Annotated in this window: 23 protein-coding genes and 3 pseudogenes; 11 read left to right on the top strand and 15 right to left on the bottom strand. The window is 73.7% G+C overall.

Annotated elements, in window-relative coordinates:
• Positions 1-165: 165 nt before the first annotated feature.
• Positions 166-468, bottom strand: coding sequence for a hypothetical protein (locus BJF77_RS13810; protein ID WP_255396268.1), 303 nt, complete (start codon positions 466-468; stop codon positions 166-168).
• 70 nt (positions 469-538) lie between these two features.
• Here BJF77_RS13810 and fdxA point away from each other — a divergent pair, with 70 nt between their 5' ends.
• From fdxA to BJF77_RS13795, 3 genes are all read left to right on the top strand, one after another.
• A complete protein-coding gene (gene fdxA, locus BJF77_RS13805) occupies positions 539-868 on the top strand; it encodes a ferredoxin (RefSeq protein WP_047801516.1) in 330 nt (109 codons plus the stop codon).
• Positions 865-2,010: a succinyldiaminopimelate transaminase gene (gene dapC, locus BJF77_RS13800; protein ID WP_075872515.1), complete on the top strand. Its 1,146-nt coding sequence runs from the start codon at positions 865-867 to the stop codon at positions 2,008-2,010. The genes fdxA and dapC overlap by 4 nt, the downstream gene beginning before the upstream one ends.
• A gap of 160 nt (positions 2,011-2,170) precedes the next feature.
• Positions 2,171-3,469 carry a citrate synthase gene (locus tag BJF77_RS13795; RefSeq protein WP_075872514.1) on the top strand — a complete coding sequence of 433 codons (1,299 nt, stop codon included), beginning with the start codon at positions 2,171-2,173 and terminating at the stop codon, positions 3,467-3,469.
• A 485-nt stretch (positions 3,470-3,954) separates the two neighbouring features.
• On the opposite strand, the pseudogene galE reads toward BJF77_RS13795, so the two are convergent.
• The 3 genes and pseudogenes from galE to dapD all read right to left on the bottom strand — a co-directional run.
• Positions 3,955-4,953 (bottom strand): annotated as a pseudogene (gene galE, locus BJF77_RS13785) (UDP-glucose 4-epimerase GalE); the annotation flags it as partial.
• Positions 4,954-4,988: 35 nt separating this feature from the next.
• A complete protein-coding gene (locus BJF77_RS13780; RefSeq protein ID WP_075872513.1) occupies positions 4,989-5,906 on the bottom strand; it encodes a hypothetical protein in 918 nt (305 codons plus the stop codon).
• A 150-nt stretch (positions 5,907-6,056) separates the two neighbouring features.
• Entirely contained in the window at positions 6,057-7,043 is a 987-nt protein-coding gene (gene dapD / locus BJF77_RS13775; RefSeq protein WP_075872512.1) for a 2,3,4,5-tetrahydropyridine-2,6-dicarboxylate N-succinyltransferase, read from the bottom strand.
• A gap of 63 nt (positions 7,044-7,106) precedes the next feature.
• On the opposite strand from dapD, the gene dapE reads away from it, so the two are divergent.
• The gene (dapE, locus tag BJF77_RS13770) at positions 7,107-8,213 is read left to right on the top strand and encodes a succinyl-diaminopimelate desuccinylase (RefSeq protein ID WP_075872511.1); all 1,107 of its coding nucleotides are present in this window, start codon (positions 7,107-7,109) and stop codon (positions 8,211-8,213) included.
• Positions 8,214-8,222: 9 nt separating this feature from the next.
• Here dapE and BJF77_RS13765 read toward each other — a convergent pair whose 3' ends face one another.
• From BJF77_RS13765 to BJF77_RS13750, 4 genes are all read right to left on the bottom strand, one after another.
• Positions 8,223-9,095: an amino acid ABC transporter permease gene (locus BJF77_RS13765; protein ID WP_075872510.1), complete on the bottom strand. Its 873-nt coding sequence runs from the start codon at positions 9,093-9,095 to the stop codon at positions 8,223-8,225.
• A complete protein-coding gene (locus tag BJF77_RS13760) occupies positions 9,095-9,781 on the bottom strand; it encodes an amino acid ABC transporter permease (protein ID WP_047803717.1) in 687 nt (228 codons plus the stop codon). The genes BJF77_RS13765 and BJF77_RS13760 overlap by 1 nt, the downstream gene beginning before the upstream one ends.
• A gap of 131 nt (positions 9,782-9,912) precedes the next feature.
• Positions 9,913-10,761: a glutamate ABC transporter substrate-binding protein gene (locus tag BJF77_RS13755; protein ID WP_047803716.1), complete on the bottom strand. Its 849-nt coding sequence runs from the start codon at positions 10,759-10,761 to the stop codon at positions 9,913-9,915.
• Positions 10,762-10,816: 55 nt separating this feature from the next.
• Positions 10,817-11,536, bottom strand: a complete 720-nt coding sequence (locus BJF77_RS13750) for an amino acid ABC transporter ATP-binding protein (protein ID WP_369821415.1) — start codon at positions 11,534-11,536, stop codon at positions 10,817-10,819.
• A 216-nt stretch (positions 11,537-11,752) separates the two neighbouring features.
• Here BJF77_RS13750 and BJF77_RS21080 point away from each other — a divergent pair, with 216 nt between their 5' ends.
• The 3 genes from BJF77_RS21080 (at position 11,753) to BJF77_RS13735 (ending at position 13,520) form a co-directional block, all read left to right on the top strand.
• Positions 11,753-12,058, top strand: coding sequence for a DivIVA domain-containing protein (locus tag BJF77_RS21080; protein WP_075872509.1), 306 nt, complete (start codon positions 11,753-11,755; stop codon positions 12,056-12,058).
• Entirely contained in the window at positions 12,055-13,239 is a 1,185-nt protein-coding gene (locus tag BJF77_RS13740) for a hypothetical protein (RefSeq protein ID WP_255396267.1), read from the top strand. Before BJF77_RS21080 ends, BJF77_RS13740 begins: the two co-directional genes overlap by 4 nt.
• Positions 13,240-13,352: 113 nt before the next feature.
• The gene (locus tag BJF77_RS13735) at positions 13,353-13,520 is read left to right on the top strand and encodes a DUF3117 domain-containing protein (RefSeq protein WP_075872508.1); all 168 of its coding nucleotides are present in this window, start codon (positions 13,353-13,355) and stop codon (positions 13,518-13,520) included.
• Positions 13,521-13,633: 113 nt separating this feature from the next.
• On the opposite strand, the gene BJF77_RS13730 is transcribed toward BJF77_RS13735, so the two are convergent.
• Positions 13,634-14,266 (bottom strand): O-methyltransferase, encoded by a 633-nt coding sequence (locus BJF77_RS13730; protein ID WP_047803713.1) that lies wholly within the window; start codon positions 14,264-14,266, stop codon positions 13,634-13,636.
• Positions 14,267-14,427: 161 nt separating this feature from the next.
• On the opposite strand from BJF77_RS13730, the gene BJF77_RS13725 reads away from it, so the two are divergent.
• Both BJF77_RS13725 and BJF77_RS13720 read left to right on the top strand, forming a co-directional pair.
• Positions 14,428-15,114, top strand: a complete 687-nt coding sequence (locus BJF77_RS13725) for a hypothetical protein (protein WP_047803712.1) — start codon at positions 14,428-14,430, stop codon at positions 15,112-15,114.
• A 37-nt stretch (positions 15,115-15,151) separates the two neighbouring features.
• Positions 15,152-15,499, top strand: coding sequence for a preprotein translocase subunit TatA (locus BJF77_RS13720; RefSeq protein ID WP_047803711.1), 348 nt, complete (start codon positions 15,152-15,154; stop codon positions 15,497-15,499).
• A gap of 63 nt (positions 15,500-15,562) precedes the next feature.
• On the opposite strand, the gene BJF77_RS13715 is transcribed toward BJF77_RS13720, so the two are convergent.
• The 3 genes from BJF77_RS13715 to BJF77_RS13705 are packed head-to-tail and all read right to left on the bottom strand — an operon-like array spanning position 15,563 to position 18,654.
• A complete protein-coding gene (locus BJF77_RS13715; RefSeq protein ID WP_083665161.1) occupies positions 15,563-16,750 on the bottom strand; it encodes an Mrp/NBP35 family ATP-binding protein in 1,188 nt (395 codons plus the stop codon).
• On the bottom strand, positions 16,743-17,360 hold the full coding sequence (locus tag BJF77_RS13710) for a DUF1003 domain-containing protein (RefSeq protein WP_047803710.1): 618 nt from the start codon (positions 17,358-17,360) through the stop codon (positions 16,743-16,745). The genes BJF77_RS13715 and BJF77_RS13710 overlap by 8 nt, the downstream gene beginning before the upstream one ends.
• The gene (locus BJF77_RS13705) at positions 17,353-18,654 is read right to left on the bottom strand and encodes a magnesium transporter MgtE N-terminal domain-containing protein (protein ID WP_047803709.1); all 1,302 of its coding nucleotides are present in this window, start codon (positions 18,652-18,654) and stop codon (positions 17,353-17,355) included. Before BJF77_RS13705 ends, BJF77_RS13710 begins: the two co-directional genes overlap by 8 nt.
• An 85-nt stretch (positions 18,655-18,739) precedes the next feature.
• On the opposite strand from BJF77_RS13705, the gene BJF77_RS13700 reads away from it, so the two are divergent.
• Positions 18,740-19,672, top strand: a complete 933-nt coding sequence (locus BJF77_RS13700) for a general stress protein (protein WP_075872517.1) — start codon at positions 18,740-18,742, stop codon at positions 19,670-19,672.
• A gap of 75 nt (positions 19,673-19,747) precedes the next feature.
• On the opposite strand, the pseudogene BJF77_RS13695 reads toward BJF77_RS13700, so the two are convergent.
• Positions 19,748-21,321: pseudogene (locus BJF77_RS13695) on the bottom strand (aminopeptidase P family protein).
• A gap of 82 nt (positions 21,322-21,403) precedes the next feature.
• Between BJF77_RS13695 and BJF77_RS13690 the strand changes: the two are divergent.
• Entirely contained in the window at positions 21,404-22,255 is an 852-nt protein-coding gene (locus BJF77_RS13690) for a PHP domain-containing protein (protein ID WP_047803719.1), read from the top strand.
• Between the two features lie 10 nt (positions 22,256-22,265).
• On the opposite strand, the gene BJF77_RS13685 is transcribed toward BJF77_RS13690, so the two are convergent.
• Both BJF77_RS13685 and BJF77_RS21075 read right to left on the bottom strand, forming a co-directional pair.
• Positions 22,266-23,084 carry a site-specific DNA-methyltransferase gene (locus tag BJF77_RS13685; RefSeq protein WP_075872507.1) on the bottom strand — a complete coding sequence of 273 codons (819 nt, stop codon included), beginning with the start codon at positions 23,082-23,084 and terminating at the stop codon, positions 22,266-22,268.
• A gap of 34 nt (positions 23,085-23,118) precedes the next feature.
• A pseudogene (locus tag BJF77_RS21075) lies at positions 23,119-23,380 on the bottom strand (hypothetical protein); the annotation flags it as partial.

The raw sequence follows: 23,380 nt of genomic DNA, 5'->3' as shown, positions 1-23,380 counted from the left end.
GCCCCGAGCCGCACGGGCCCGGCCGCACCCCCGGGGCCCGTCGGGTCTGCCTCTGTCCCGCTCTGCCGTCCCGCACACGCGCCTCGCTCTGCCGTCCCGCACAGGCGCCTCGCTCAGCCGTCCCGCACAGGCGCCTCGCTCAGCCGTCCCGCTCAGCCGCCCTGCTCAGCCGCCGCGCGGACGCCGGCGCGGCGGGTCCGGCGGCACCACCCGGGCGGCCCGCACCGCCGCGGCGGGGATCAGCACGTCCCCGCGCCGGGTGCGCACCGTGACCGTCCCGGCGCCCCCGCCGGGGTCCGGATCCACCAGCTCGCCCAGGGCGTCGGTGAGCGGCAGCCCGGAGGCGTCGTCGGCGGGCAGGGCGTAGCGCACGCTCACCCGTGTACCGGAGGGCAGGCCCGCGAGCAACTCCACGGCCGCGGATGACGGAACGGGGGAGGACGTTGAGCCGGATGTCGGGGAGACCATGGCTGTCATCGTAGCCAGGTCACGGTGGCTAGACTGGTCGGAGAATCCCAGCAGAAAGGTGTGAAACGCCGTGACCTATGTCATCGCCCAGCCCTGTGTCGACGTCAAGGACAAGGCCTGCGTCGAGGAGTGCCCCGTCGACTGCATCTACGAGGGGGAGCGCTCGCTCTACATCCACCCCGACGAGTGCGTGGACTGCGGCGCGTGCGAACCGGTCTGCCCCGTCGAGGCCATCTACTACGAGGACGACACCCCCGAGGAGTGGGCCGACTACTACAAGGCCAACGTCGAGTTCTTCGACGACCTCGGCTCCCCGGGCGGGGCCGCCAAACTCGGCAACACCCACACGGACCACCCGATGATCGCGGCCCTGCCCCCGCAGAACCAGGGCGCCCAGTGACCGAGACGGCACGGTCCTTCGGCCTCGCCCTCCCGGACTATCCGTGGGACACGATGGCGCCGTACCGCGCCGTCGCCGCGGAGCACCCGGACGGGGTCGTGGACCTGTCCATCGGCACGCCCGTGGACCCCACCCCGCTGGTGGTCCAGGACGCGCTCGCCGCCGCCGCGGACGCCCACGGCTACCCGACCACCCACGGTACGCCCGCCCTGCGGGAGGCCGTGGTGGCCTGGTACGCCCGCCGCCGCGGCGTGCCCGGCCTGGACCCGGCCGCGGTCATGCCCACGGTCGGCTCCAAGGAGCTCGTCGCGTGGCTGCCGCTGCTGCTCGGCCTGCGCCCGGGGGACGTGCTCGTGCGCCCCACGGTGGCGTACCCCACCTACGACATCGGGGCGCAGCTGGCCGGCGCCGAGGCGGTGGCCGCCGACGACCTCGACGAGCTGGAGGAGGAGGTCCGCGCCCGGGTGCGCCTGGTCTGGCTGAACTCGCCGGCCAACCCGACCGGCATCGTGCGCGACGCCGGGTCGCTGCGCCGCGTCGTCGACCAGGCCCGGGACCTCGGGGCGGTGGTCGTCTCCGACGAGTGCTACGCCGAGCTCGGCTGGGGCGCGTGGGACGTCCAGCAGGGCGGGGCGCCCGTCCCCTCCGTGCTGGACCCGCGGGTCAGCGGAGGGGACACGTCCCTGCTGCTCTCCGCGTACTCGCTGTCGAAGCAGTCCAACGCCGCCGGCTACCGTGCCGCGTTCCTGGCCGGCGACGCCCGGCTGATGGCCAACCTGGTGAACTCGCGCAAGCACGCCGGGATGATCGTCCCGGCCCCCGTCCAGGAGGCCATGCGGGTCGCCCTCGGCGACGACGCCCACGTGCACGCGCAGAAGGCGCTCTACCGGGCCAGGCGGGACCGCCTGGTGCCCGCCGTGGAGGCGTTCGGGCTGCGCGTGGAGCACTCCGAGGCCGGGCTCTACCTGTGGTGCACGGCCGGGGAGGACACCTGGTCCACGGTCCAGCGCCTCGCCGAGCGGGGCGTCGTGGTGGGCCCGGGCGTCTTCTACGGGACGGCCGGGGAGGGGTACGTGCGGCTCGCGCTCACCGCTACGGACGAGCGGATCGACGCCGCCGTGCAGCGGCTCGCCCGCCGCTGAGGCGCTCCCGCGCGGCGCCGGGATTGGTCCGCCCGCCGACGGAACAGGTAGGTTGGACCCTAACGATCGCTGTGTCCCGAGACACGCCCGTGCTGCGCCACCGGTGCCGCCCGGCAGGGCCGCCCCGGACACCGAAATCCACTCGCGGAGGACGAAGAACATGACCGAGTCTGCACAGAAGACCGAGACCGCCCAGCTCGACTACGGCAACGGCGGACGGCTCGAGCTGCCCGTCCAGGACGCCACCGTGGGCAACCGCGGGTACGCGATCACGAACCTGCTCAAGGAGACCGGCAACGTCGCCTTCGACCCCGGGTTCATGAACACCGCCAACGCGCGCTCGGCCGTGACCTACATCGACGGCAACAACGGCATCCTGCGCTACCGCGGCTACCCGATCGAGGAGCTCGCCCAGCACTCGACGTTCATCGAGACCGCGTACCTGCTGATCTACGGGGAGCTGCCCACCCCGGCCCAGCTCGAGGACTTCGACACCCGGGTGCGCCGGCACACCATGGTCCACGAGGACCTCAAGAGCTTCTTCAACGGGTTCCCGCGCAACGCGCACCCCATGCCCGTGCTCTCCTCGGCGGTCTCGGCGCTGTCCACGTTCTACGCGGACTCCCTCGACCCCTTCGACCAGGAGCAGGTGGAGATCTCCACGATCCGGCTGCTCGCCAAGGTCCCGACCCTGGCCGCGTACGCCTTCAAGAAGTCCAAGGGCGAGCCGATGCTCTACCCGCAGAACGACCTCAGCTACACGGAGAACTTCCTCCGCATGTGCTTCGGGGTGCCGGCCGAGGACTACGAGATCGACCCGACGATGGCCAAGGCCCTCGACGTGCTCCTGATGCTGCACGCCGACCACGAGCAGAACTGCTCCACCTCCACGGTGCGGCTGGTGGGCTCGTCCCACGCCAACATGTTCGCCTCGGTCTCCGCCGGGATCAACGCCCTCTACGGCCCGCTGCACGGCGGCGCGAACGAGGCCGTGCTCGCGATGCTCAACCGGATCCAGCAGGAGGGCGTCAAGCCCGAGGAGTTCATGGAGAAGGTCAAGAACAAGGAGTCCGGCGCCCGGCTCATGGGCTTCGGCCACCGCGTGTACAAGAACTACGACCCGCGCGCGCGCATCGTCAAGGACTACGCCCACGACATCCTCCAGAAGCTGGGCGGCAACGACGAGCAGCTCGACATCGCGATGCGGCTCGAGGAGAAGGCCCTCGCCGACGACTACTTCGTGGAGCGCAAGCTGTACCCGAACGTCGACTTCTACACGGGCCTGATCTACAAGGCGATGGGCTTCCCGGAGAAGATGTTCACCGTCCTGTTCGCCATCGGCCGGCTGCCGGGCTGGATCGCGCAGTGGCGCGAGATGATCGAGGACCCGGAGACCAAGATCGGCCGCCCGCGCCAGCTCTACGTGGGCGAGGCCGAGCGGCACTACCCGCAGGGCTGAGCCGCACCGCCGGCGGCCGGGCCCGCGTCCCCGAGGGGGCGCGGGCCCTGCCTTTTCCTCCTGCCGCGCGCCCCGGTAGGGTGCGGACCATGGACGAGCAGCGGCGCACCCCCGAGCGGATCACCGAGCTGGGCCCGGACGAGGTCTTCGTCTTCGGCTCCAACGCCCGCGGCGCGCACGGGGCCGGCGCGGCGCGGACCGCGGTGGAGCGCTTCGGCGCGGTGCCGGGGCAGGGCCACGGGCTGCAGGGGCGCTCCTACGCGATCGACAGCATGAGCGGGTTCCCCGCCCTGGCGCGCGAGGCGGCCGTGTTCGTGGACTTCGCCCGCGCCCACCCGGAGCTGACCTTCTGGCTCACCCGGGTGGGCACCGGCATCGCCGGCCACGACGAGCGCCGGGTCGCGGCGCTGTTCGCCGACGCGCCGCCCAACGTGGTGCGCCCGCCGGGCTGGTGAGCCCGGGGCCTCAGGACCCGGCGTAGCCTCCGGGTTGCTCCTCTGCCAGTTCCAGTGGTCGCGGCACATCGTGTCGATGTCCCGCTCGGCCGACCAGCCCAGCTCGGCCAGGGCCGTGGAGGGGTCGGCGTAGGAGACGGCCGCGTCCCCGGGACGCCGGGCCGCGACCTCGTAGGGGATGCGGCGTCCGGACGCCCGCTCGAACGCGGCGTGCACCTCGAGCACCGAGTAGCCCTTGCCCGTGCCCAGGTTCCAGGTGTGCACCCCGCCGTGCCGGGCGAGGTGGTCGAGGGCCCGGAGGTGGCCGTCCGCGAGGTCGACGACGTGGATGTAGTCGCGCACCCCGGTGCCGTCGGCGGTGGGGTAGTCGTCGCCGAACACGCGCAGCCTCTCGCGCCGCCCCACGGCCACCTGGGCGATGAAGGGCAGCAGGTTGTTCGGCACGCCGGTGGGGTCCTCCCCGATCCGGCCGGACTCGTGGGCGCCCACGGGGTTGAAGTAGCGCAGCAGGGCTACGCTCCAGGACGGGTCCGAGGCGGCGAGGTCCACCAGCATGTCCTCGATGTGCTCCTTGGTGCGGCCGTACGGGTTCTGCGCGTCCATGGGCTGCTTCTCGGTCAGCGGCATCTCCTCCGGGGCGCCGTAGACCGTGGCGGAGGAGGAGAACACGATGGAGCGGCAGCCGTGGGCCGCCATGGCCTCCAGCAGGTTCAGCGTGCCGGTCACGTTGGTGCGGTAGTACCGCAGCGGCTGCTCGGCCGACTCGCCCACGGCCTTGAGCCCGGCGAAGTGGATCACCGCCTCCGGCCGGTGCTGCGCGAACAGGGCGTCGAGCCCGGCCGGGTCCAGCAGGTCGACCTCGGCGAACGCGGCCGCCGGGCGTCCCGCGAGCTCCTCCACGCGCTCCAGGGAGGTTTGCGAGGAGTTGGCGAGGTTGTCCATCACGACGACGTCGTGGCCGGCCTCCAGCAGGGCGAGGACGGTGTGCGAGCCGATGTAGCCGGTTCCTCCGGTGACGAGAATTCTCATGCGCCCAGCGTATCGGCCCGGCCGTGGGCGGGGCCTCAGCGGCTCGCGAGGACCAGCACGACGTCCTGCGCCGGCGGGGGGCCGTCCGGGTGGGCCTCGGCGGCGTCCACCCAGCCGGGGGCGGGGGCGAAGCGGGTGGTCCGCTGGTCGGCCCGGACCCAGCTGCGCCCGTCGAAGGAGACCTCGGCGATGCCCAGCCGCTCGGCGGAGGCGACCGCCCAGTGCGCCACCGCCCAGCCGGTGGGCCCGGCCGGGGCGGGGACGACCACCCGGCGGCTCGCGCGCGCCGCGGGGGCCGCGGCGCGGAAGGCGCGCCCAGGCGTCGGCGGCCGCGGCCGCGTCCCGGGCTGCTCGGGATCGGCGAGCACGCAGTTCAGGGACGCCTCGGTGCCCCCGGTCAGGCTGTCGGCGAAGGCCCTAGCCAGGGGCTCGTGCCGGGCGTAGGCGTCCGGGTGCCCGGAGCGCTGGACCGCCTGGGCGGCCTCGGTCACGGACAGCCCGGCGTAGTCCACCTCGGCGAGCCGGTCGTAGAAGACGCCGGTGGCGTAGGACGGGTCCATGATCTGCTCCACCGTGCCCCAGCCCTGGGACGGGCGCTGCTGGAAGAGGCCCACGGAGTCGCGGTCCCCGTAGTCGATGTTGACCAGCTGGGACTCCTGCATGGCCGTGGCCAGGGCCACGACCGCCGCGTACGGGTCCGTGCCGCGCCGGACGGACTCGGCGGTGATCAGCGCCGCGTTGGCCGCCTGCTCGGAGGACAGGGTGTGCCGCCGGCGCTGTCCGTCCGGGTCCGTGGTGGCGACCACGCAGCGGGGCTCGCCGGCCGAGGGCCGCCCCGCCCGCAGCTCGACGACCACGAGGGCCCCGGCGGCGAGCACGGCGCAGACCAGCAGCAGCACGAACAGCGACAGCCCGGCCGACCTGGTGCGGCGGCCGGAGGCGGGGGAGGACACGGGGGCTCCTGGACGGGCGGGGAGACGGGGGCGGAGTGGATCTCGGCCGAACTCCGCGGGACCGGGTGTCCGGTCCCGCGGAGCTCGGCCGGCGGCGGAGGCCCGCCGGCGTGGCTGCTCGGCCGGCGGGAGCTCAGCCGGGGCGGGTGCTCAGTTGGCGTGCAGGGCCGCGTTGAGCTCCACGGTCCGGCCGGCGCGCGGCAGCACCTCGACCGTGCCGGTGAGCGAGTTGCGGCGGAACAGCAGGTTCGGGACGCCGGAGAGCTCCGAGGCCTTGGCCGTGGACTGCGCCCCGTCGGCGAGCACGCTCACCCGCGTGCCGGCGGTGACGTACAGGCCGGCCTCGACCACGCAGTCGTCGCCGAGGGAGATGCCCACGCCGGAGTTCGCCCCGAGGAGCACGCGCTCGCCCACGGTGATCCGCTCCTTGCCGCCGCCGGAGAGGGTGCCCATGATGGACGCGCCGCCGCCGACGTCCGTGGCGTCGCCCACGACCACGCCGGCGCTGATCCGGCCCTCGACCATGGACTGGCCGAGGGTACCGGCGTTGAAGTTCACGAAGCCCTCGTGCATCACCGTGGTGCCGGCGGCCAGGTGGGCGCCGAGCCGGATCCGGTTGGCGTCGCCGATCCGCACGCCCGAGGGCACCACGTAGTCCACCATCCGCGGGAACTTGTCGACGCTGTGCACGGTCACGTGCCCGCCGGTGGCCTTCATCCGCAGCAGGGCGAGGGTGAGCTCCTCGGCGAGCACGGGGCCGCGGTCGGTCCAGGCGACGTTGGCGAGCAGGCCGAACACGCCGTCGAGGTTCACGGTGTTGGGCCGCACGAGGCGGTGGGAGAGCAGGTGCAGGCGCAGGTACGCGTCGGCGGCGTCGCCGGGGGCGGCGTCGAGGTCGACGACCGTCTCGACGATCTCGCTGCGGATGTTGCGGTCCGGGTCGGCGGTGGCCGCCAGCCGCAGGTCGGCGTCGAGGGAGGTGTCGACCGCGTCGGACAGCGCCGGGGCCGGGTACCAGACGTCGAGGACGGTGCCCTCCTGGGGGCCGGAGGCCACGACGGTGGCCAGGCCCAGACCGGAGGCGGGGCGACCGGCGGCGGGACGGCCGGCGGCGGGACGGGAGGTGGGAGAAGTCATGGCGTCCATCCTACGGGGGAGGCCGGGCCCGGATCGATCCGGCGCCGGGGGCCCGCCGCTATCATGGCAGCCATGATCGCACCCGACCTCGACCTCGCCGCGGACCCTGCCGAGCTCACCGCCGACCTCATCGACCTGGAGTCCGTCTCCGGCGGCGAGGGGCCCATCGCCGACGCCGTCGAGGCGGCGCTGCGCCGGCTGCCGCACCTCACGGTGCACCGTGACGGGGACGCCGTGGTCGCGCGCACCGAGCTGGGCCGGGACGAGCGGGTGGTGCTCGCCGGGCACCTCGACACCGTGCCCCTGACCACCTTGCCCGGCGCCCGCGGGACCGTGCCCTCGTCGTGGGAGGAGGCCGACGGCCACCGCGTGCTCTACGGGCGCGGTGCCACCGACATGAAGGGCGGCGTGGCCGTCCAGCTGGCCCTCGCGGCCGCCCTGACCGAGCCCAACCGGGACGTCAGCTACGTCTTCTACGACCACGAGGAGGTCGACGCCGCGGCCAGCGGCCTGGGGCGGCTGCAGCGCAACGCCCCGGAGCTGCTCGAGGCGGACTTCGCGGTGCTCCTCGAGCCCACGGACGGGACGGTGGAGGGCGGCTGCAACGGCACGATGCGCTTCCGGATCACCACCACCGGGCGCGCGGCCCACTCGGGGCGGTCCTGGATCGGGGAGAACGCCATCCACAAGCAGGCCGACGTCCTGGCCCGCCTGGCCGCCTACACCCCGCGGACGATCACCGTGGAGGGCCTCGACTACCGGGAGGGCCTCAACGCGACCGGGATCGGCGGCGGCGTGGCCGGCAACGTCGTCCCCGACACCGCCCACGTGGAGATCAACTACCGCTTCGCCCCGGACAAGACCCCGGAGCAGGCCGTCGCCCACGTCCGGGAGGTCTTCGCCGGCTACGAGCTGGAGTTCACCGACCTCTCGGCCGCGGCCCGCCCCGGCCTGGACCGCCCCGCCGCCGCGGCGTTCGTGGCCGCGGTGGGCCAGGAGCCCAAGCCGAAGTACGGCTGGACCGACGTGGCCCGCTTCTCCGCGATGGGCGTCCCGGCGGTGAACTTCGGTCCCGGCGACGCCCTGCTCGCGCACACCGACGACGAGCACGTGAGCGCCGAGGCCGTGCGGGAGTGCTACCGGGCCCTCGCCGCCTGGCTCACCGACTGAGCGGCAGGCTCAGACGGTGGCCTCCTCGGCGGCGAGGGGGCCCTCGGCCGGCTTGGTGGCGCCTCCCGTGCGGTAGCTGAGGAACCGGGAGAGCCACGCCGCCAGCAGCGTCAGCAGGTAGTTGATCAGCACGAAGACCAGGGCCACGACGAACAGCGTCTGGAGGATGTTGCCGTCCCCGGAGCCCAGGCGCCGCCCGCTGGCCAGCAGCTCCGGGTAGGTGATGATGTAGCCCAGGGCCGTGTCCTTGAGGATGACCACGAACTGGCTGACCAGCGAGGGCAGCATGGCCGTCAGCGCCTGGGGGAGCTCGATCAGGCGCAGCGAGCGGGCCGGGGTGAGCCCGATGACGAGCCCGGCCTCCCGCTGCCCCTTGGGCAGCTGGTGGACGCCGGAGCGGATCAGCTCGGCGATCACGGACCCGTTGTAGAACATCAGGCCGAGGACCACCGCCCAGAAGGGGACGTTGGACGGCTCGACCAGCCCGGCCCGGCCGATGCCCAGGTAGAAGAAGATCATCATCACGAGCACCGGGACGGCGCGGAAGAACTCCACGACCACGGTGGAGACCCACCGGACGGGACCGAGCTGGGAGAGCCGGCCGAGCCCGAAGACCAGGCCGAAGACGACGGAGAGCACCACGGCCAGCAGCGCGGCCCTGAGGGTGTCCCACAGGCCCGGGAGCAGGAAGTTCTCCCACGTGCGGGCGGTCAGCAGGGGGCTCCACTTCGCGGCGTCGAGCTGGCCCTTCTCGGCCAGCTCGCTCAGCACGATCCAGGCGAGGGCCGCCGCGAGCAGCACGCCGAGCACGTTCAGCGCCGCGCTGATCCGCCGGCCGCGGGGTCCTTGGACGTCGAAGAGGACGTTTTGGGTCTTGGCCATCAGCGCTTCACCGCCAGCTTCCGGGAGGCCCAGGTGGTGAGCAGGCCCACCGGGACCACGATGAGGACGAAGCCGAGGGCGACCACCAGGAAGATCGCGATGATCACGTCCGGGCGGAACTCGATCATGGTCTTCATGAGCGAGGAGATCTCGGTGACCGACGCGGCCGCGGCCACCGTCGTGTTCTTCGTCAGGGCGATCAGGGTGTTGCCGAGCGGCGTGACGGCCCCCCGCAGCGCCTGCGGGAAGATGATCAGCCGGGCGGCGGGCAGGAAGGACAGGCCGATGGCCCGGGCCGCCTCGGCCTGGCCGACCGGGACGGTGTTGACCCCGGAGCGGATGGCCTCGCAGACGAAGGCCGCGTGGTAGAGGCTCAGGCCGATGACCGCCCAGTTGAAGAAGTTCTGGTTGAAGTCGCCGGAGAGGTTGATCCCCAGCTGGCTCCACACGCCGAGGACCAGGAAGACGAGGATGATGGTCAGCGGCGTGTTGCGGAACAGGTTCACGTACCCGGTGCCCAGCAGCCGCAGCGACGCGATGGGGGAGATGCGCATCAGCGCGATCAGCCCGCCGAGGACCGCCGAGCCGATCGCGGCCCAGAAGGTCAGCCGGAGGTTGACCCAGAAGGCGGCGAGGACGTCGTACTGCTCGAACAGGCTGGCGAAGTCGGCCAGGTAGTCGCTCACGGGAGCTCCCGGGGATCGGGGTGGTGCTGGGTCACGCGAGGGCCCTTCGTCGTGGATCGGTCGGTGTGCTGCGGGGGCGCAGGTCCCGTGGCCGGCCGGTCCGGCCGGTCACGGGACCTGCGCGTCCGGTGTCACTCGCCGCAGGGCTCCATCTCCGGCGGGTTGAGCTCCTCGTTGTACGAGTAGTCGGCCCCCTCCGTGTTGGCGGTGACCGCCTCCTCCCAGGCGCCCTCGTCGATCATCTTGGTGATGGCCTCGTTGACGGCCTCGCACTGGTCGGAGCCCTGGGGCAGGCCCACGCCGTAGCGCTCCTCGGAGAAGGTGTTGCCCACCACCTTGAACTTGCCCTGGTTGGCGTCGGTCGCGGCCAGGCCCGCGAGGATGATGTCGTCCGTGGTCACGGCGTCCACCTGGCCGGACTCCAGGGCGGTGAGGCAGTCGGCGTAGCCGGGCTGCTCGACGAGGTTGGCGCCGGGCTGGTCCTCCTTGACCCGCTGCGCGGAGGTCGAGCCCGTCACCGAGCACAGGTTCTTGCCCTCGAGGTCGGCGGGGCCCTGGATGCTGTTGTCCTCGGCGCGCACGAGCAGGTCCTGGCCGGCCACGAAGTAGGGGCCGGCGAAGTCCACGGTCTGGTCGCGCTCGTCGGTGATCGAGTAGGTCGCGAAGATCATGTCCACCTGGTCGTTGGCGAGCATGTTCTCGCGGTTGGCCGAGGGGGACTCCACCCACTCGATCTGGTCCTCCGAGTAGCCGAGCTCGTTGGCGACGTACGTCGCGACGTCGACGTCGAAGCCGGTGTACTCGTCGCCGTCCCGGAAGCCCAGGCCCGGCTGGTCGTACTTGATGCCGATCCGGACGGACTCGCCGGACCCGCCGGTCTCCCCGCCGCCGGCCTGCTCCTCCCCGCCGCCGCACGCGGTGAGGGTCAGGGCCGCGGCCGCGGCCATCGCGGCGAGTCCGAGGGGCTTGGTGTTGCGCATGGTCTGCTCCTTGCAGTCGGGGTGGTGGCGTTCGGTCGGAGGGACGGGTGGACGGTCAGTGGCCGAGGATCTTGCCCAGGAAGTCCTGGGCGCGGGCGGAGCGCGGATTGGTGAAGAACTCCTCGGGAGTGTTCTCCTCGACGATCTGCCCGTCGGCCATGAACACGACGCGGTCGGCGGCCTTGCGGGCGAAGCCCATCTCGTGGGTCACCACGATCATCGTCATGCCCTGCTTCGCCAGCGCGACCATGGTGTCGAGCACCTCGTTGATCATCTCGGGGTCCAGAGCGGAGGTCGGCTCGTCGAACAGCATGACCTTCGGCTCCATGGCCAGGGCGCGGGCGATCGCCACGCGCTGCTGCTGGCCCCCGGAGAGCTGGGCCGGCAGCTTCTCGGCCTGGTTCGCCACGCCCACCCGGGTCAGCAGCTCCATGGCCTGCTTCTTCGCCTCGCCCGCCGAGCGGCCGCGGACCTTGACCGGCCCGAGGGTCACGTTCTGCAGGACCGACTTGTGGGCGAAGAGGTTGAAGGACTGGAAGACCATGCCCACGTCCGCACGCAGTCGGGCGAGGGCCTTGCCCTCCTCGGGCAGCTGCTTGCCGTCGATGAGGATCTCGCCGTCGTCGATGCTCTCGAGCCGGTTGATCGCGCGGCACAGGGTCGACTTGCCGGACCCGGACGGGCCGATCACCACGACGACCTCGCCGCGGCGCACCTCCAGGTTGATGTCCCGGAGCACGTGGAGGTCCCCGAAGTGCTTGTTGACGTGCGACATGCGGACCAGGGCCTCGCCCGTGCCGGGCGCGGCGGCGGACGGTGCGGCGGCCGGCGGAGTGGCGTGTGACATACCGGAAAGATATCCCAGATTTCGTTTGTGTGATGGCGAACACGTTGCGGCCGCGTTAAATGCGTACCGATCCGTAGGAATGTTTCGCGTCCGGGCGGCCGCGCAGCTGCCGGGCGCCCGGAGGCCGGCGCATAGCCTGGTGCCATGACCGAACTCTTCGTGGTGCTGACCGGCCTGGTGCTGCTGCTGACCGTCGGGGGCGTCCTCCTGCTCGGCCGCGACCGGCTCTCCGCCTGGACCGCTCCCGCCCGGGACGGGATCCGGCCCGAGCGCGCCCCGGACGCCCCTCTCGTGCTGCCCGAGGTGCTGACGCGGGAGGACGTCGGGCGGATCGCCTTCTCCGTCCGGCGCCGCGGCTACGACCCCGGGGAGGTGCACGCCGTGCTCGACCGCCTCGCCCGGCAGCTGCCGGCCCGGGACCCCGGACCCGGTCCGGCGCGGGGAGCGTGAGCTCCCGCCTGGCCGCCGCCCCCTGGTGGGCCCAGGCCGCGCTCGTCTGGGCGGCCTCCCGGGTGTGGGCGTGGGCCGTGTTCACCACGGTGGGGCGTCAGCAGGGCCCCGGCCCGTGGGGGGACGGCGCACTGGGCTACCTGGCGTTCACCGGCATCTGGGACTCGGACTGGTACGAGCGGATCGCCCGGGAGGGCTACCCGGGGTCCGTGCCGCGGGACGAGGCCGGGCGCGCCCAGGAGAACGCCTGGGCGTTCTACCCGGTCTTCCCGCTGCTCGTGCGGGCGGTGACGGGACTCACCGGCGCCGGCTGGGACGCCGCGGCCTCGGCGGTGTCCCTGGCGGCGGGATTCGGCGCGGCGCTGCTCGTCCACCGGCTCTTCCTCCGGTTCGCCGCCCCGGACACGGCCCTGTGGGGGCTGGCGTTCGTGGCGTTCAACCCGGTGGCCCCGGTGCTGCAGGTGCCCTACGCCGAGTCGCTGCACCTGGCGCTGCTGGCCGGGGCCCTGCTGCTGGTGTCCCGGGGCCGGCATCTCGCGGCGGCGCCGGTGGTGCTCGTCATGTGCCTGACCCGCCCCGCGGGGGTGCCCTTCGCGGCCGCCCTCGGGATCACCTGGCTCGTGCGGACCGTGGCCCGGCGCCGGGCCGGGCAGCTGCACCGGGCGGCCGACGCGTTCGACGGGCTGTTCGCCCTCGCGGTCCTGTCCTGCGCCGCCGCGCTGGCCTGGCCGGCGATCGCCTGGTGGGCCACCGGGGAGCCGACGGCGTACACGGAGACGGAGACGGCCTGGCGGGGCGGAGGACTGGTGCCGGTGGTCCCGTGGTTCGACACCGGGACGGACCTCTTCGGCTCGGTCGCCGGACTCGTCGCCCCGGTGCTGCTGGTGGCGGGCGGTGTCCTCGTGCTGCGCTCGCGGGTGGTGCGCGAGCGGCTGGACCTGCTCACCCGGGTGTGGCTGGCGAGCTACGCCGTGTACCTGCTGCTGTTCCTGCACCCGCAGACCAGCACCTTCCGGCTGCTGCTGCCGCTGTTCCCGATCGCCCTGCCGCTGGCGGCGGTCTCGGACTCGCGCGCCTACCGGGTCGCGTGCGTGCTCTTCGGCGCCGTGCTCCAGCTGGTCTGGGTGGGCTGGCTGTGGCACTGGAAGCAGCTGCCCGGGGGCGGGGACTACCCGCCGTGAGCCGTTCCCGGAGCCGCGCCGACGCGCGCCGCCCCGGTCCCGTGCCGTCCGGGCCCACCGTGACGGCTCGGATAGGATGGGTGCAACACCAACTGAGGAAGAGGAGTTCCCACATGGCGGCCATGAAGCCGAGAACCGGTGACGGACCGATGGAGGTCACCAAGGAGGGGCGCAGCCTCATCATGCGCGTGCCGCTCGAGGGTGGCGGCCGGCTCGTGGTCGAGCTGAAGCCGGGCGAGGCCGCGGAGCTCAAGGAGTGCCTGGCCGGCGTGACCGAGTGACGTCCCGCCCGCGACGGCGGAGGGCCCGGCACCTGGTGGTGCCGGGCCCTCCGCCGTGCTGGGGTCCCGTCCTGTGCGGTTGCTGACGGGAGGCTCCGTCCCGGGGGTCCGCCTCAGCGGCGGACGGCGAGGAGCAGGCCCGAGCCGGTGGTCAGCAGCGCGGTGCTGAAGCGCTCGTCGTCCCGGAACAGCCGGTGCACGGCCCGCATGGTCCGGGTGTTCTCCTCGCGGTTGGCCGGCTGCGCCACCTTGTCCTGGTGCAGGGCGTCGTTGACCACCAGCATCCCGCCCGGACGCAGCAGCCGCACCGCTTCCTCGGCGTAGCCCAGGGTCCCCTCGGAGTCCGCGTCGAGGAACACGAGGTCGTAGGCCCCGGCGCTGAGCCGGGGCATCACCAGGGAGGCGCGGCCGGGGATGGTGCGGGTCCGGCTCGTCGGCACCCCGGCCTCCCGGAACGTGTCCCGGGCCGCGCGCAGGGCCCGGATGTCGGTGTCGATGGTCGTCAGCACGGACGTGGCCGGCAGCCCGCGCAGCAGCGCGAGCCCGGAGACCCCCGCCCCCGTGCCCACCTCCACGACGGTGGCGGGCCGCGCCGACGCGGCGAGCACCGTCAGGGCGGCGGCCGTGCCCGGGGTGACCGGCGGGATGCGCAGGGCGAGGGACCGCTCCCGGGCGCGGTAGGCGAGCTCGTCCTCCACGGCGAACGCCTCGGCGTACGACCAGCTCGTCGTCTTGTCCGCGCCCATGTTCCGCCCTTCGTCGCTGTGGTCAATGCGCGTCATCCTACCGGCTGGGTCCCCGCGCCCGGCCATCGTCCAGTCCGCGTCCAGCTTGCCCGCCGATCATGGGACCGACGCCGCGCCCCGCGCCCGGCCCCGCCCACCAGCGCCCGCACGAAGGAGGCCCGATGCCCCGCCCGGACCGCCCCGGCCCGGTGCCGTCCCGTCCCCGCAGCAACGCGGTGCCGGTGGCCGCTGCGACCGTCAGCGCCGTGCTCACCCTGCTGCTGGGCTCGGGCTACGCGGTCGGGCGCACCGTCGTGGCGGAGTCCGCGGCGTCCACGGGCGCCGCGGAGCAGGCCCCGGTCTCGGCGTGGCACGGCACCGGCGGGGTCGTGCACGCGGACGAGGCGTCCGCGGACCGCTGGCGCGCGGAGGGCTGGACGCTGCCCACCCTCGCCTCGGACGGCTACCAGGTGCTCTCCATGGCCCGCGACACCCGCTCCGGCCACCCGGTCGTGGAGGTGCGGCTGCAGCGCGGGGAGGAGCTCGTCGTCGTGGTCGAGCAGCGCGGCCGGGTCGACCGGGGAAATCCCATGGACGGGATCACCGGGCTGCCCGTGAGCGCCGAGGGGCTCCGGCCCTCCCCGGTCGAGGGCGTCCCGCTCTGGCTCGACGCCGGTCCGCCGTGGCGGGTGGTGCTGGTGGGCGAGGACGTGGTGTACACCGTCACCGGGGGCAGCGGACCCTCCTCGATGGCCCGCACCGTCCACCACGTGCTGGCCGACGAGCTCAGCCGGGTGGCGGAGCCGGTCGCGAAGGATCCCGGCGTCGCCGAGACGGTGGCCGCCGGCCTGCGCAGGATCTTCGGCTGACCCGTCCGGCTCCTCCCGGCTGGTAAAATTTCATCCTGTGCTCGGCATCAACGGCGGCGAAGCGATCATCCTGGTGCTCCTTGCCCTGTTCATCATCGGGCCGGAGCGGCTGCCGGAGTACGCGGAGAAGCTCAAGGAGCTCGTCAAGGCGGCCAAGCGCTACGCCACCGGTGCCACGGAGGAGCTCAAGGAGACCCTGGGGCCCGAGATCGCCGACGTCGACTGGCGCCGGCTGGATCCCCGCCAGTACGACCCCCGCACCATCGTGCGCCAGGCGCTGCTGGAGGACGACGAGCCGGTCCGCCCCGCCCCGCAGCGCCCCCGGTCCTCGCTGACCCGGCTGGCCCCCGGGGAGCCCGCCCCCTTCGACACCGAGGCGACCTGAGCCGCCCGTCCGCGAGGACCGGGCGGCGGTGACCGCCCGGTGGGAACCGGTCAGCGGGCCCCGTCAGCGGGGGCCGAGGCCCAACGGCCGGCCGGCCAGCCCGAGCGGCCGGGAGCCCAGCACGTCGGCCACCGAGCGCAGCGCCGCCGCCGCAGGGGAGTCCGGGGCCGACCACACCACCGGCCGGCCCGCGTCCCCGCCCTCCCGGAGGGCGACGTCGAGGGGCACGCCCCCGAGCAGCGGCACCTCGTAGCCGAGCCGGCGGGTCAGCGACTCCGCGATCCGGGCGCCGCCGCCGGCCCCGAAGAGCTCGAGCACGCTGCCGTCCGGCATGGGCATGCCGGCCATGTTCTCGACCACCCCGGCCACCGTCTGCCCGGTCTGCACGGCCAGCGCCCCGGAGCGCTCGGCGACCTCGACCGCGGCCTGCTGGGGGGTGGAGACGACCAGCACCTCGGCGGAGGGCAGCAGCTGGGCCACGGAGATCGCGACGTCCCCGGTGCCCGGCGGGAGGTCGAGGAAGAGGTGGTCCAGGTCCCCGAAGTGCACGTCCGTGAGGAACTGCTCGACCGCCCGGTGCAGCATCGGCCCGCGCCAGGCGACCGGCTGGTCCGGGTCCACGAACATCCCGATCGAGATGACCTTGAGCACCCCGGCGCGGCCGGTGTCCTGCCGGGCCGCCTCGGGGACCTCCACCACCGGGGGCAGGATCATGTCCCCCACCTGGGTGGGGGACCGGTCGATGCCCAGCAGGCCCGGGACGGAGAAGCCGTGGACGTCCGCGTCCACGATCCCCACGGACCGGCCCCGGGCGGCCAGCGCGGCGGCGAGGTTCACGGTGACGGTCGACTTGCCGACCCCGCCCTTGCCGCTGGTCACGGCGTGCACCCGGGTCAGGGAGGACGGGTCGTTGAAGGGCACGGTCCGGGTGTGGCCCACCCGCTCCTTGAGCGCGGAGCGCTGCTCGGGCGTCATCACCCCGACCTCCACGGTCACGGAGCGCACCCCCGCCACGGTCGAGACGGCCTCCCGGACGTCGTGCTCGATGGTCGAGCGCAGGGGGCAGCCGCTGATCGTCAGCAGCACGTGCACCGCGGCGCGGCCGGCGTCGTCGAGGGCGGCGGAGCGGATCATCCCGAGCTCGGTCACGGGCCGGCGCAGCTCCGGGTCGAGCACGCGGTCCAGCGCCGCACGGAGTGCGGGGTGCAGGGCCTCGGGGGCCAGGACGTCGTCGGCACGGGGGTCAGACACGCGGGATTCCTCTGGTCTCGGGGGCGGCGGGGCGGTCGAGGCTCCTGCTCCGGCGGCGGGGGCTCTTCCGCGGGTGGGCGGACGGCTCGTCGGCATCCGGCGCCTCCTCCTGCGCCTCGAGGAGGTCCTCGAGCACCGAGCGCAGCTCGGAGCGCACGAAGTCGCGGGTGGCGACCTCGCGCAGCGCGATCCGCAGCGACGCGATCTCCCGGGTCAGGTACTCGGTGTCGGCGAGGTTCTGCTGCGCGCGGCGCCGGTCCTCCTCCTGGGTCACCCGGTCCCGGTCGTCCTGCCGGTTCTGCGCCAGCAGCAGCAGCGGCGCGGCGTAGGAGGCCTGCAGGGAGAGCATCAGCGTCAGCAGGGTGAAGTTCAGGGCCCGGGAGTCGAACTGCAGCTCCAGCGGGGCGAGGGTGTTCCAGCCCAGCCACACCGTCACCAGCACGGTCATCCAGAAGAGGAACTGGGGCGTGCCCATGAAGCGGGCGAAGCCCTCCGTCCACTTGCCGAACGCGTCCGGGTTCGGCCGGAACCGGTCCAGCAGCCCGGGGCGGTGCTCCCGGGGCTGGTCCAGGGCGTTGACGCGGGCGCGCCGGGCCTCCCGCTCACTCATATCGCTTGCCCACCTTCCGGATCGGGGTGCCGTCGTCGGCGGTGCGCCAGTCCTCGGGCAGCAGGGCGTCGAGGACGTCGTCGATCGTGATCGCCCCGACCACCCGGTCGTGGTCGTTGACCACGGGGATGATGGTCAGGTCGTAGGTCGCCAGCTCGCGGGCGACGTCCTGCAGCGAGGCGAGGTCGGAGACCGGCTCGAGCGAGCGGTCGATGAGGTTGCCCACGGCCTCGGGCGGCGGGTAGCGCAGCAGCTTCTGGGTGTGCACCATGCCGAGGTACTTGCCGGTGGGCGTCTCCAGCGGCGGCCGGGAGACGATCACGGCCGCCGCGACCGCGGGGCTGAGCTCCTCCTGCCGGATGTGCGCGAGGGCCTCGGCGACCGTGGCCTCCGGCGGCAGGATGATCGGCACGGGGGTCATCAGCGAGCCGGCCGTGCCCTCCTCGTACTCCAGCAGGCGCCGGACGTCCTCGGCGTCCTCGGGTTGCATGAGGGCCAGCAGCTCCTCGGCCTGGGCGTCGGGCAGCTCGTTGAGCAGGTCGGCGGCGTCGTCGGGCTCCATCTCCTCGAGCACTGTGGCCGCGCGGTCCCGGGCCATGTTGGTGAGGATGTAGACCTGGTCCTCCTCCGGGAGCTCCTCGAGGACGTCGGCGAGCCGGTCGTCCTGCAGCTCGTGCGCGATCTCGAGCTTGCGCTTGGCCGACATGTCGTGGATCTCGTCGGCGAGGTCGGCGGGCTGCTGCTCCTCGTGGGTGGCGACCCACTGGGTGGCCGGCTGGTGGCCCGCGGCGGAGGGGTCCCCGGCGTCCTCCCAGTCGATGATCAGCGTCTCGTTGCGCCGGCGCATCAGGCCGCCGCCGGTGCCGGTGCGCCGGACGAAGAGCTGGGTGATCAGCCAGTCCCCGGTGTTGCGCTTGCGCTCCATGGCCATGTCCTCGATGGTGGCCTCACCGGAGCCGTCGCGCAGCACCACGGTGCGGTCGAAGACCTCGCCGATGGCCAGGGTCTCCGCGCCGCGCTGCTCGAAGCGGCGCAGGTTGACGAGCCCGGTGCTGATGATCTTCTCCGCGTCGATGCTGGTCACCCGGGTCATGGGCACGAACACGCGCTTCTTGCCGAGGACCTCCACCACGAGCCCCACCACGAGCGGGCGGCGGGAGGAGCGCCCGTACCGGGAGCTCCCGCGCATCAGCACGACGACGTCGCGCAGCCGCCCCAGACGGTCCCCCAGGGGGTCGAACACGTCGAGGCCGATCAGGCGCGCGATGAAGATCTTGTCGATGTTGCTGCTCACCGTACAAGACTACCCATCGGCCCGAGGGGCCCGGTCCGGCCGGGGGAGGACCCGGAAGGAGCCGGGCATGGGGGAGAATGGGGCCATGAGCACGCCACGGTCCCTGCCCCCCGCCAGCCCCGCCGTCCGCGGCCTGCCCCGCGGGGAGGTGATCGGCCGCTACGGCACCTACGCCGACGCCCAGAAGGCCGTGGACCACCTCGCGGACGAGCAGTTCGAGGTGGACCGGATCGCGATCGTCGGCAACGACCTGAAGTCCGTGGAGCAGGTCACCGGCCGGCTGAGCTATCCGAAGGTCGCCGGCCAGGGCGCGCTCAACGGCATGGTCTTCGGCGCCTTCCTCGGGATGATCCTCTCCCTGCTCGGCGGCGGCGAGTGGGTGTCCTCCCTGCTGGTGTCGGTGCTGCTCGGCGGGGCGTTCTGGATGCTGCTGGCCACGGTGACCTACGCGATGCAGCGCGGCAAGCGGGACTTCACCTCCACCAACCAGATCGTCGCCACCTCCTACGACGTCGTGGCCGCCCCGGAGGTGGCCCAGCGCGCCCGGCAGGTGCTGCAGGGGCTGCGCGGGCTGCAGAGCCTGCCGCTCGGCGGGTCCTCCCGGCCCGGTCCCGCGCAGGCCCCCGCGCACGGCCAGGGGGGCCCCGTGCACGGCCAGGGGCCTGCACACGGCCAGCAGCCGCCGGGACCGGGGGCCCCGTGGCAGCGCCCGGCCTACGGCGCCCCGACCGGTCAGGGGGCCGGGCCGCAGACGCCCGGGCAGCAGGGCCCCGGGCAACAGGGCCCCGCGGGGCCTGCCCCCGGGCAGCGGCCCGAGGAGCCGGTGCCCGGTCGCTCCGCCGGGTTCGAGGACCTCCCCGACGGGCGGCCGCAGTACGGCATCCGTCTCCCGGCCGGGGAGCCGGCCCGCCGCGACACCGGGCCGGCCGGGCACGGTGCCGCCCCGGAGAAGGGCCCGGAGGACGGCCCGGGTGAGCCGTCCGCCGGCGGGAGCACCTCGGCCGACGCCTCCCGCTGACGGGCGGGACGGCCCGCCCGTCAGGCGCGGCCTCCCGCGGGGCGGGCCCGTCCTCCCGCCGGTGGGCGGCGGCTCTCAGCTCGGGTCGACGCCCTCCCGGGCGTGCCACAGGCCCGTCATCCAGGCCTCCACCTCGTCCGGGGTGCGCGGCAGCCCCGAGGAGAGGTTGACGTTGCCGTCCTCGGTGATCAGGACGTCGTCCTCGATCCGCACGCCGATGCCCCGGTACTCCTCCGGCACGGCGAGGTCCTCGGCCTTGAAGTAGAGGCCGGGCTCGATCGTGAAGACCATCCCCGGCTCGATCACCCCGTCCACGTACAGCTCCCGCTTGGCCTGCGCGCAGTCGTGCACGTCCAGGCCCAGGTGGTGGCTGGTGCCGTGGGGCATCCAGCGCCGGTGGTGCTGGCCCTCCGCGGACAGCGAGACCTCCGCGGACACGGGGAGCAGCCCCCAGCTCTCCAGCCGGCGGGCGAGCACCTCCATGGCCGCGGCGTGCACGTCGCGGAAGCGGTTGCCCGGCACCGCCGCGTCGAAGGCGGCGTCGGCGGCGTCGAGGACCGCCTGGTAGATCCGCCGCTGGACGTCGGTGTAGCGCCCGTTCACCGGGAGGGTGCGGGTGATGTCGGCGGTGTAGAGCGAGTCGGCCTCCACGCCCGCGTCCACCAGGATCAGCTCCCCGGGGATCACCCGGCCGGTGTTGCGGATCCAGTGCAGGACGGTGGCGTTGTTGCCGCACGCCGCGATGGTGTCGTAGCCGAGGTCGTTGCCCTCCGTCCGGGCGCGGGCGAAGAACGCGCCCTCGACCATGCGCTCGCCGCGGTGGCGGTGGCCGGCGGCGGCGGGGAGCACGTGGACGATGTCGGTGAAGCCGGCGATCGTCGCGTGCACGGCCTCGCGCAGCTGCTCGACCTCGTGCTCGTCCTTGACCAGGCGCAGCTCGGAGAGCGCCTCGGTGAGCTCGCCGTCGAGGGCGTCCGAGCTCTCCAGCTCCACGCCGGTGTTGATCCGCGAGGTGTCGACCAGGGCGTCGACGTTGAGGTCGACCTCGCGCACCAGGCGGATCCGCACCCCGCCCAGGGCCGCCGGCCCCGCGTTCTTGGTGATGGCGTCCTCGAGCCGCCCAGGTCCCGGGTGCGCAGCCCGTAGGCGGTGCCCAGCTCCTCCAGGGTGGGGCGGGGCCCCACCCAGAACTCGCCGTTCTTGGCGTCCGCGTAGAACTCCTTGGAGTCGCGGCCGGCCATGGGGTGGAAGTACAGGGTGGCCTCGTGCCCGCCGCCGTCGTCGCCGCGGCCCTCCTCCACGGGCTCGAGCACCAGGACGGCGTCCGGCTCGTGGTCCACGCCCAGGCCCGTGAGGTGGGCGAAGGCGGAGTGCGGGCGGAAGCGGTAGTCCGTGTCGTTGGAGCGGACCTTCAGCGGCCCGGCGGGCAGCACGAGCCGCTCTCCCGGGAACCGCTCGGAGATCCGCCGGCGGCGCCGGGCCGCGAAGTCGGCCACCGGCTCCCGCCGGGTCCCGGCCGGCTCCGGGTCGGCCCACTGGGAGGCCATGAACTGCTGGAAGGCGGGGGAGTCGGGCCGCTGCGACCGGTTCTCGACCCGGTCGGAGAGCGGCTGGTCGGCGTGCTGGGATGTGCTGCTGTGCTCTGTCATGGTTCCTTTCCTCGTCTCGTCCGTCTCATCGTGCCACGGCGGACCGCGGGCCGTCCCCGCCGGGACCGGTATCGTGGAGGGGGTGAAGATCGACCTGCACACCCACTCGGCGGAATCCGACGGCACGGAGCGTCCGGCGGACGTCGCCCGCGCCGCCCACGCGGCGGGGCTGGACGTGTTCGCGCTGACCGACCACGACACCACGTCCGGGTGGCAGGAGGCCGGGGACGCGGCGGTGGCCCTCGGGGTCGCGTTCGTGCCCGGCATGGAGATCTCCTGCACCACGGGCACCGGGATCTCGGTGCACCTGCTGAGCTATCTGCACGATCCCGCGGACCCCGCGCTGCTCGCCGAGGTCGAGTCCTCCCGCGGCTCCCGGCGCACCCGCGCCCAGCGCATGGTCGAGCTGCTCTCCGAGGACTACCCCATCGACTGGGACGTGGTCCTGGACCACGTCCACGAGGACGCCACGGTGGGCCGCCCGCACATCGCCGACGCCCTGGTCACCGCCGGGGTCGTGGAGGATCGCAGCGCCGCCTTCGCCTCGGTGCTGCACAGCCGCTCCCGCTACTACGTCCCGCACTACGCCCCGGACCCCGTGCGGGCGGTGCACCTGGTGCGCGCCGCCGGCGGGGTCCCGGTGTTCGCGCACCCGCTGGCGGCCGCCCGGGGCCGGGTGGTCGGCCCCGAGGTCTTCGAGGCCATGATCGACGCCGGCCTGGCCGGGCTGGAGGTCGCCCACCGGGACAACCCCGACGACGCCCGGGCGCGCCTGGTGCAGATGGCCTCCGAGCACGACCTGCTGGTGACGGGCTCGAGCGACTACCACGGCACCGGCAAGCCCAACCGCCTCGGGGAGAACCTGACGTCGGTGCAGTCGCTCGTGCGGATCGAGGAGCAGGCCACCTCCGGCGTGGTGGTCCGGTACCCCTGAGCCGGCCGGCTCAGCTGCGCACGGCGGCGTGCGGCAGGCGCTCGCGCATCACCTCGACCGCCTGCGGGTTGCGGTCCACGCACACGAACCGCCGGCCCAGCTGCTGGGCGGCGGCCCCGAGGGTCCCGGAGCCGGCGAAGAAGTCCAGCACCCAGTCCCCGCGCGCGGAGCTGGCCGCGACCATCCGCCGCACCAGGCCCACCGGTTTCTGGGTGGGGTAGCCGGTCTTCTCCCGCCCGGTGGGGGAGACGATGGTGTGCCACCACACGTCCGTGGGCAGCTTCCCCCGCTCCACCTTCTCGGGGGTCACCAGCCCCGGGGCCATGTAGGGCTCCCGGTCCACCTCGGTGCTGTCGAACAGGTAGCGCTCCGGGTCCTTGACGTAGACCAGGACGTTGTCGTGCTTGGCCGGCCACCGGCGGCGGGAGCGCCCGCCGTAGTCGTAGGCCCAGATGATCTCGTTGAGGAAGCACTCCCGGCCGAAGATCGCGTCCAGCATGACCTTGGCGTAGTGCACCTCCCGGTAGTCCAGGTGCAGGTAGAGCGTCCCGTCGTCGGCCAGCACCCGCCACGCCTCCCGCAGCCGCGGCTCCAGGAAGCCCCAGTAGTCGGCGAACGCGTCGTCGTAGCTGCGCAGCGCGCCCAGCACCGTCGTGTACGAGCGCCCGGCGAAGCCGGTCCGGTCGCCCTCCCCGTCCGCCGCGGGGGTCATGCTGGCGGCGCGCCGGCGCTGGGTGCGGCCCGTGTTGAAGGGCGGGTCCACGTAGATCATGCGGAAGGCCCCGCCGGGCAGCCGCCGCAGGAGATCCAGGTTCTCCGCGGCGACCACCGCGTCGGGGCCCTCGGCGTCGAAGAGAAGGGGATCACTCGGCGGCGGTGCCGCTCTGCGCCCGCTGGGCCTCGCCGCCGCCCTGGCCGCCGCGGCGGCGCCGGCGCCGGCGGGTGGTGCCGTCGGAGGTGCGCTCCACCGAGGTCTCCCGAGCGGTCTCCCGGGCCTCCCCGCGCCGCTCGCCCGTTGCCGGGGCCGCCTCCCGGCGGCTCCGGTGCTCGCCGCGGTCATCGCCGCGGTCCTCCCGGCGGCCCTGGCCCGGCGGGGCCCGCCGCCGGAGCGGGTCGCGTCTCGGT

Source organism: Kocuria sp. CNJ-770 (genome assembly GCF_001942375.1).
GTDB classification, from domain to species: Bacteria; Actinomycetota; Actinomycetes; order Actinomycetales; family Micrococcaceae; genus Kocuria; species Kocuria oceani.
This window is presented reverse-complemented; position numbering and strand designations above follow the sequence as displayed.

Excerpts from the sequence above, each read along its gene's own strand:
- BJF77_RS13810 (WP_255396268.1), bottom strand. The coding sequence starts at position 468 with ATGGTCTCCCCGACATCCGGCTCAACGTCCTCCCCCGTTCCGTCATCC.
- BJF77_RS13795 (WP_075872514.1), top strand. The coding sequence starts at position 2,171 with ATGACCGAGTCTGCACAGAAGACCGAGACCGCCCAGCTCGACTACGGC.
- dapD (WP_075872512.1), bottom strand. The coding sequence starts at position 7,043 with ATGACTTCTCCCACCTCCCGTCCCGCCGCCGGCCGTCCCGCCGCCGGT.
- dapE (WP_075872511.1), top strand. The coding sequence starts at position 7,107 with ATGGCAGCCATGATCGCACCCGACCTCGACCTCGCCGCGGACCCTGCC.
- BJF77_RS13765 (WP_075872510.1), bottom strand. The coding sequence starts at position 9,095 with ATGGCCAAGACCCAAAACGTCCTCTTCGACGTCCAAGGACCCCGCGGC.
- BJF77_RS13755 (WP_047803716.1), bottom strand. The coding sequence starts at position 10,761 with ATGCGCAACACCAAGCCCCTCGGACTCGCCGCGATGGCCGCGGCCGCG.
- BJF77_RS13750 (WP_369821415.1), bottom strand. The coding sequence starts at position 11,536 with ATGTCGCACGTCAACAAGCACTTCGGGGACCTCCACGTGCTCCGGGAC.
- BJF77_RS21080 (WP_075872509.1), top strand. The coding sequence starts at position 11,753 with ATGACCGAACTCTTCGTGGTGCTGACCGGCCTGGTGCTGCTGCTGACC.
- BJF77_RS13735 (WP_075872508.1), top strand. The coding sequence starts at position 13,353 with ATGGCGGCCATGAAGCCGAGAACCGGTGACGGACCGATGGAGGTCACC.
- BJF77_RS13730 (WP_047803713.1), bottom strand. The coding sequence starts at position 14,266 with ATGGGCGCGGACAAGACGACGAGCTGGTCGTACGCCGAGGCGTTCGCC.
- BJF77_RS13725 (WP_047803712.1), top strand. The coding sequence starts at position 14,428 with ATGCCCCGCCCGGACCGCCCCGGCCCGGTGCCGTCCCGTCCCCGCAGC.
- BJF77_RS13710 (WP_047803710.1), bottom strand. The coding sequence starts at position 17,360 with ATGAGTGAGCGGGAGGCCCGGCGCGCCCGCGTCAACGCCCTGGACCAG.
- BJF77_RS13700 (WP_075872517.1), top strand. The coding sequence starts at position 18,740 with ATGAGCACGCCACGGTCCCTGCCCCCCGCCAGCCCCGCCGTCCGCGGC.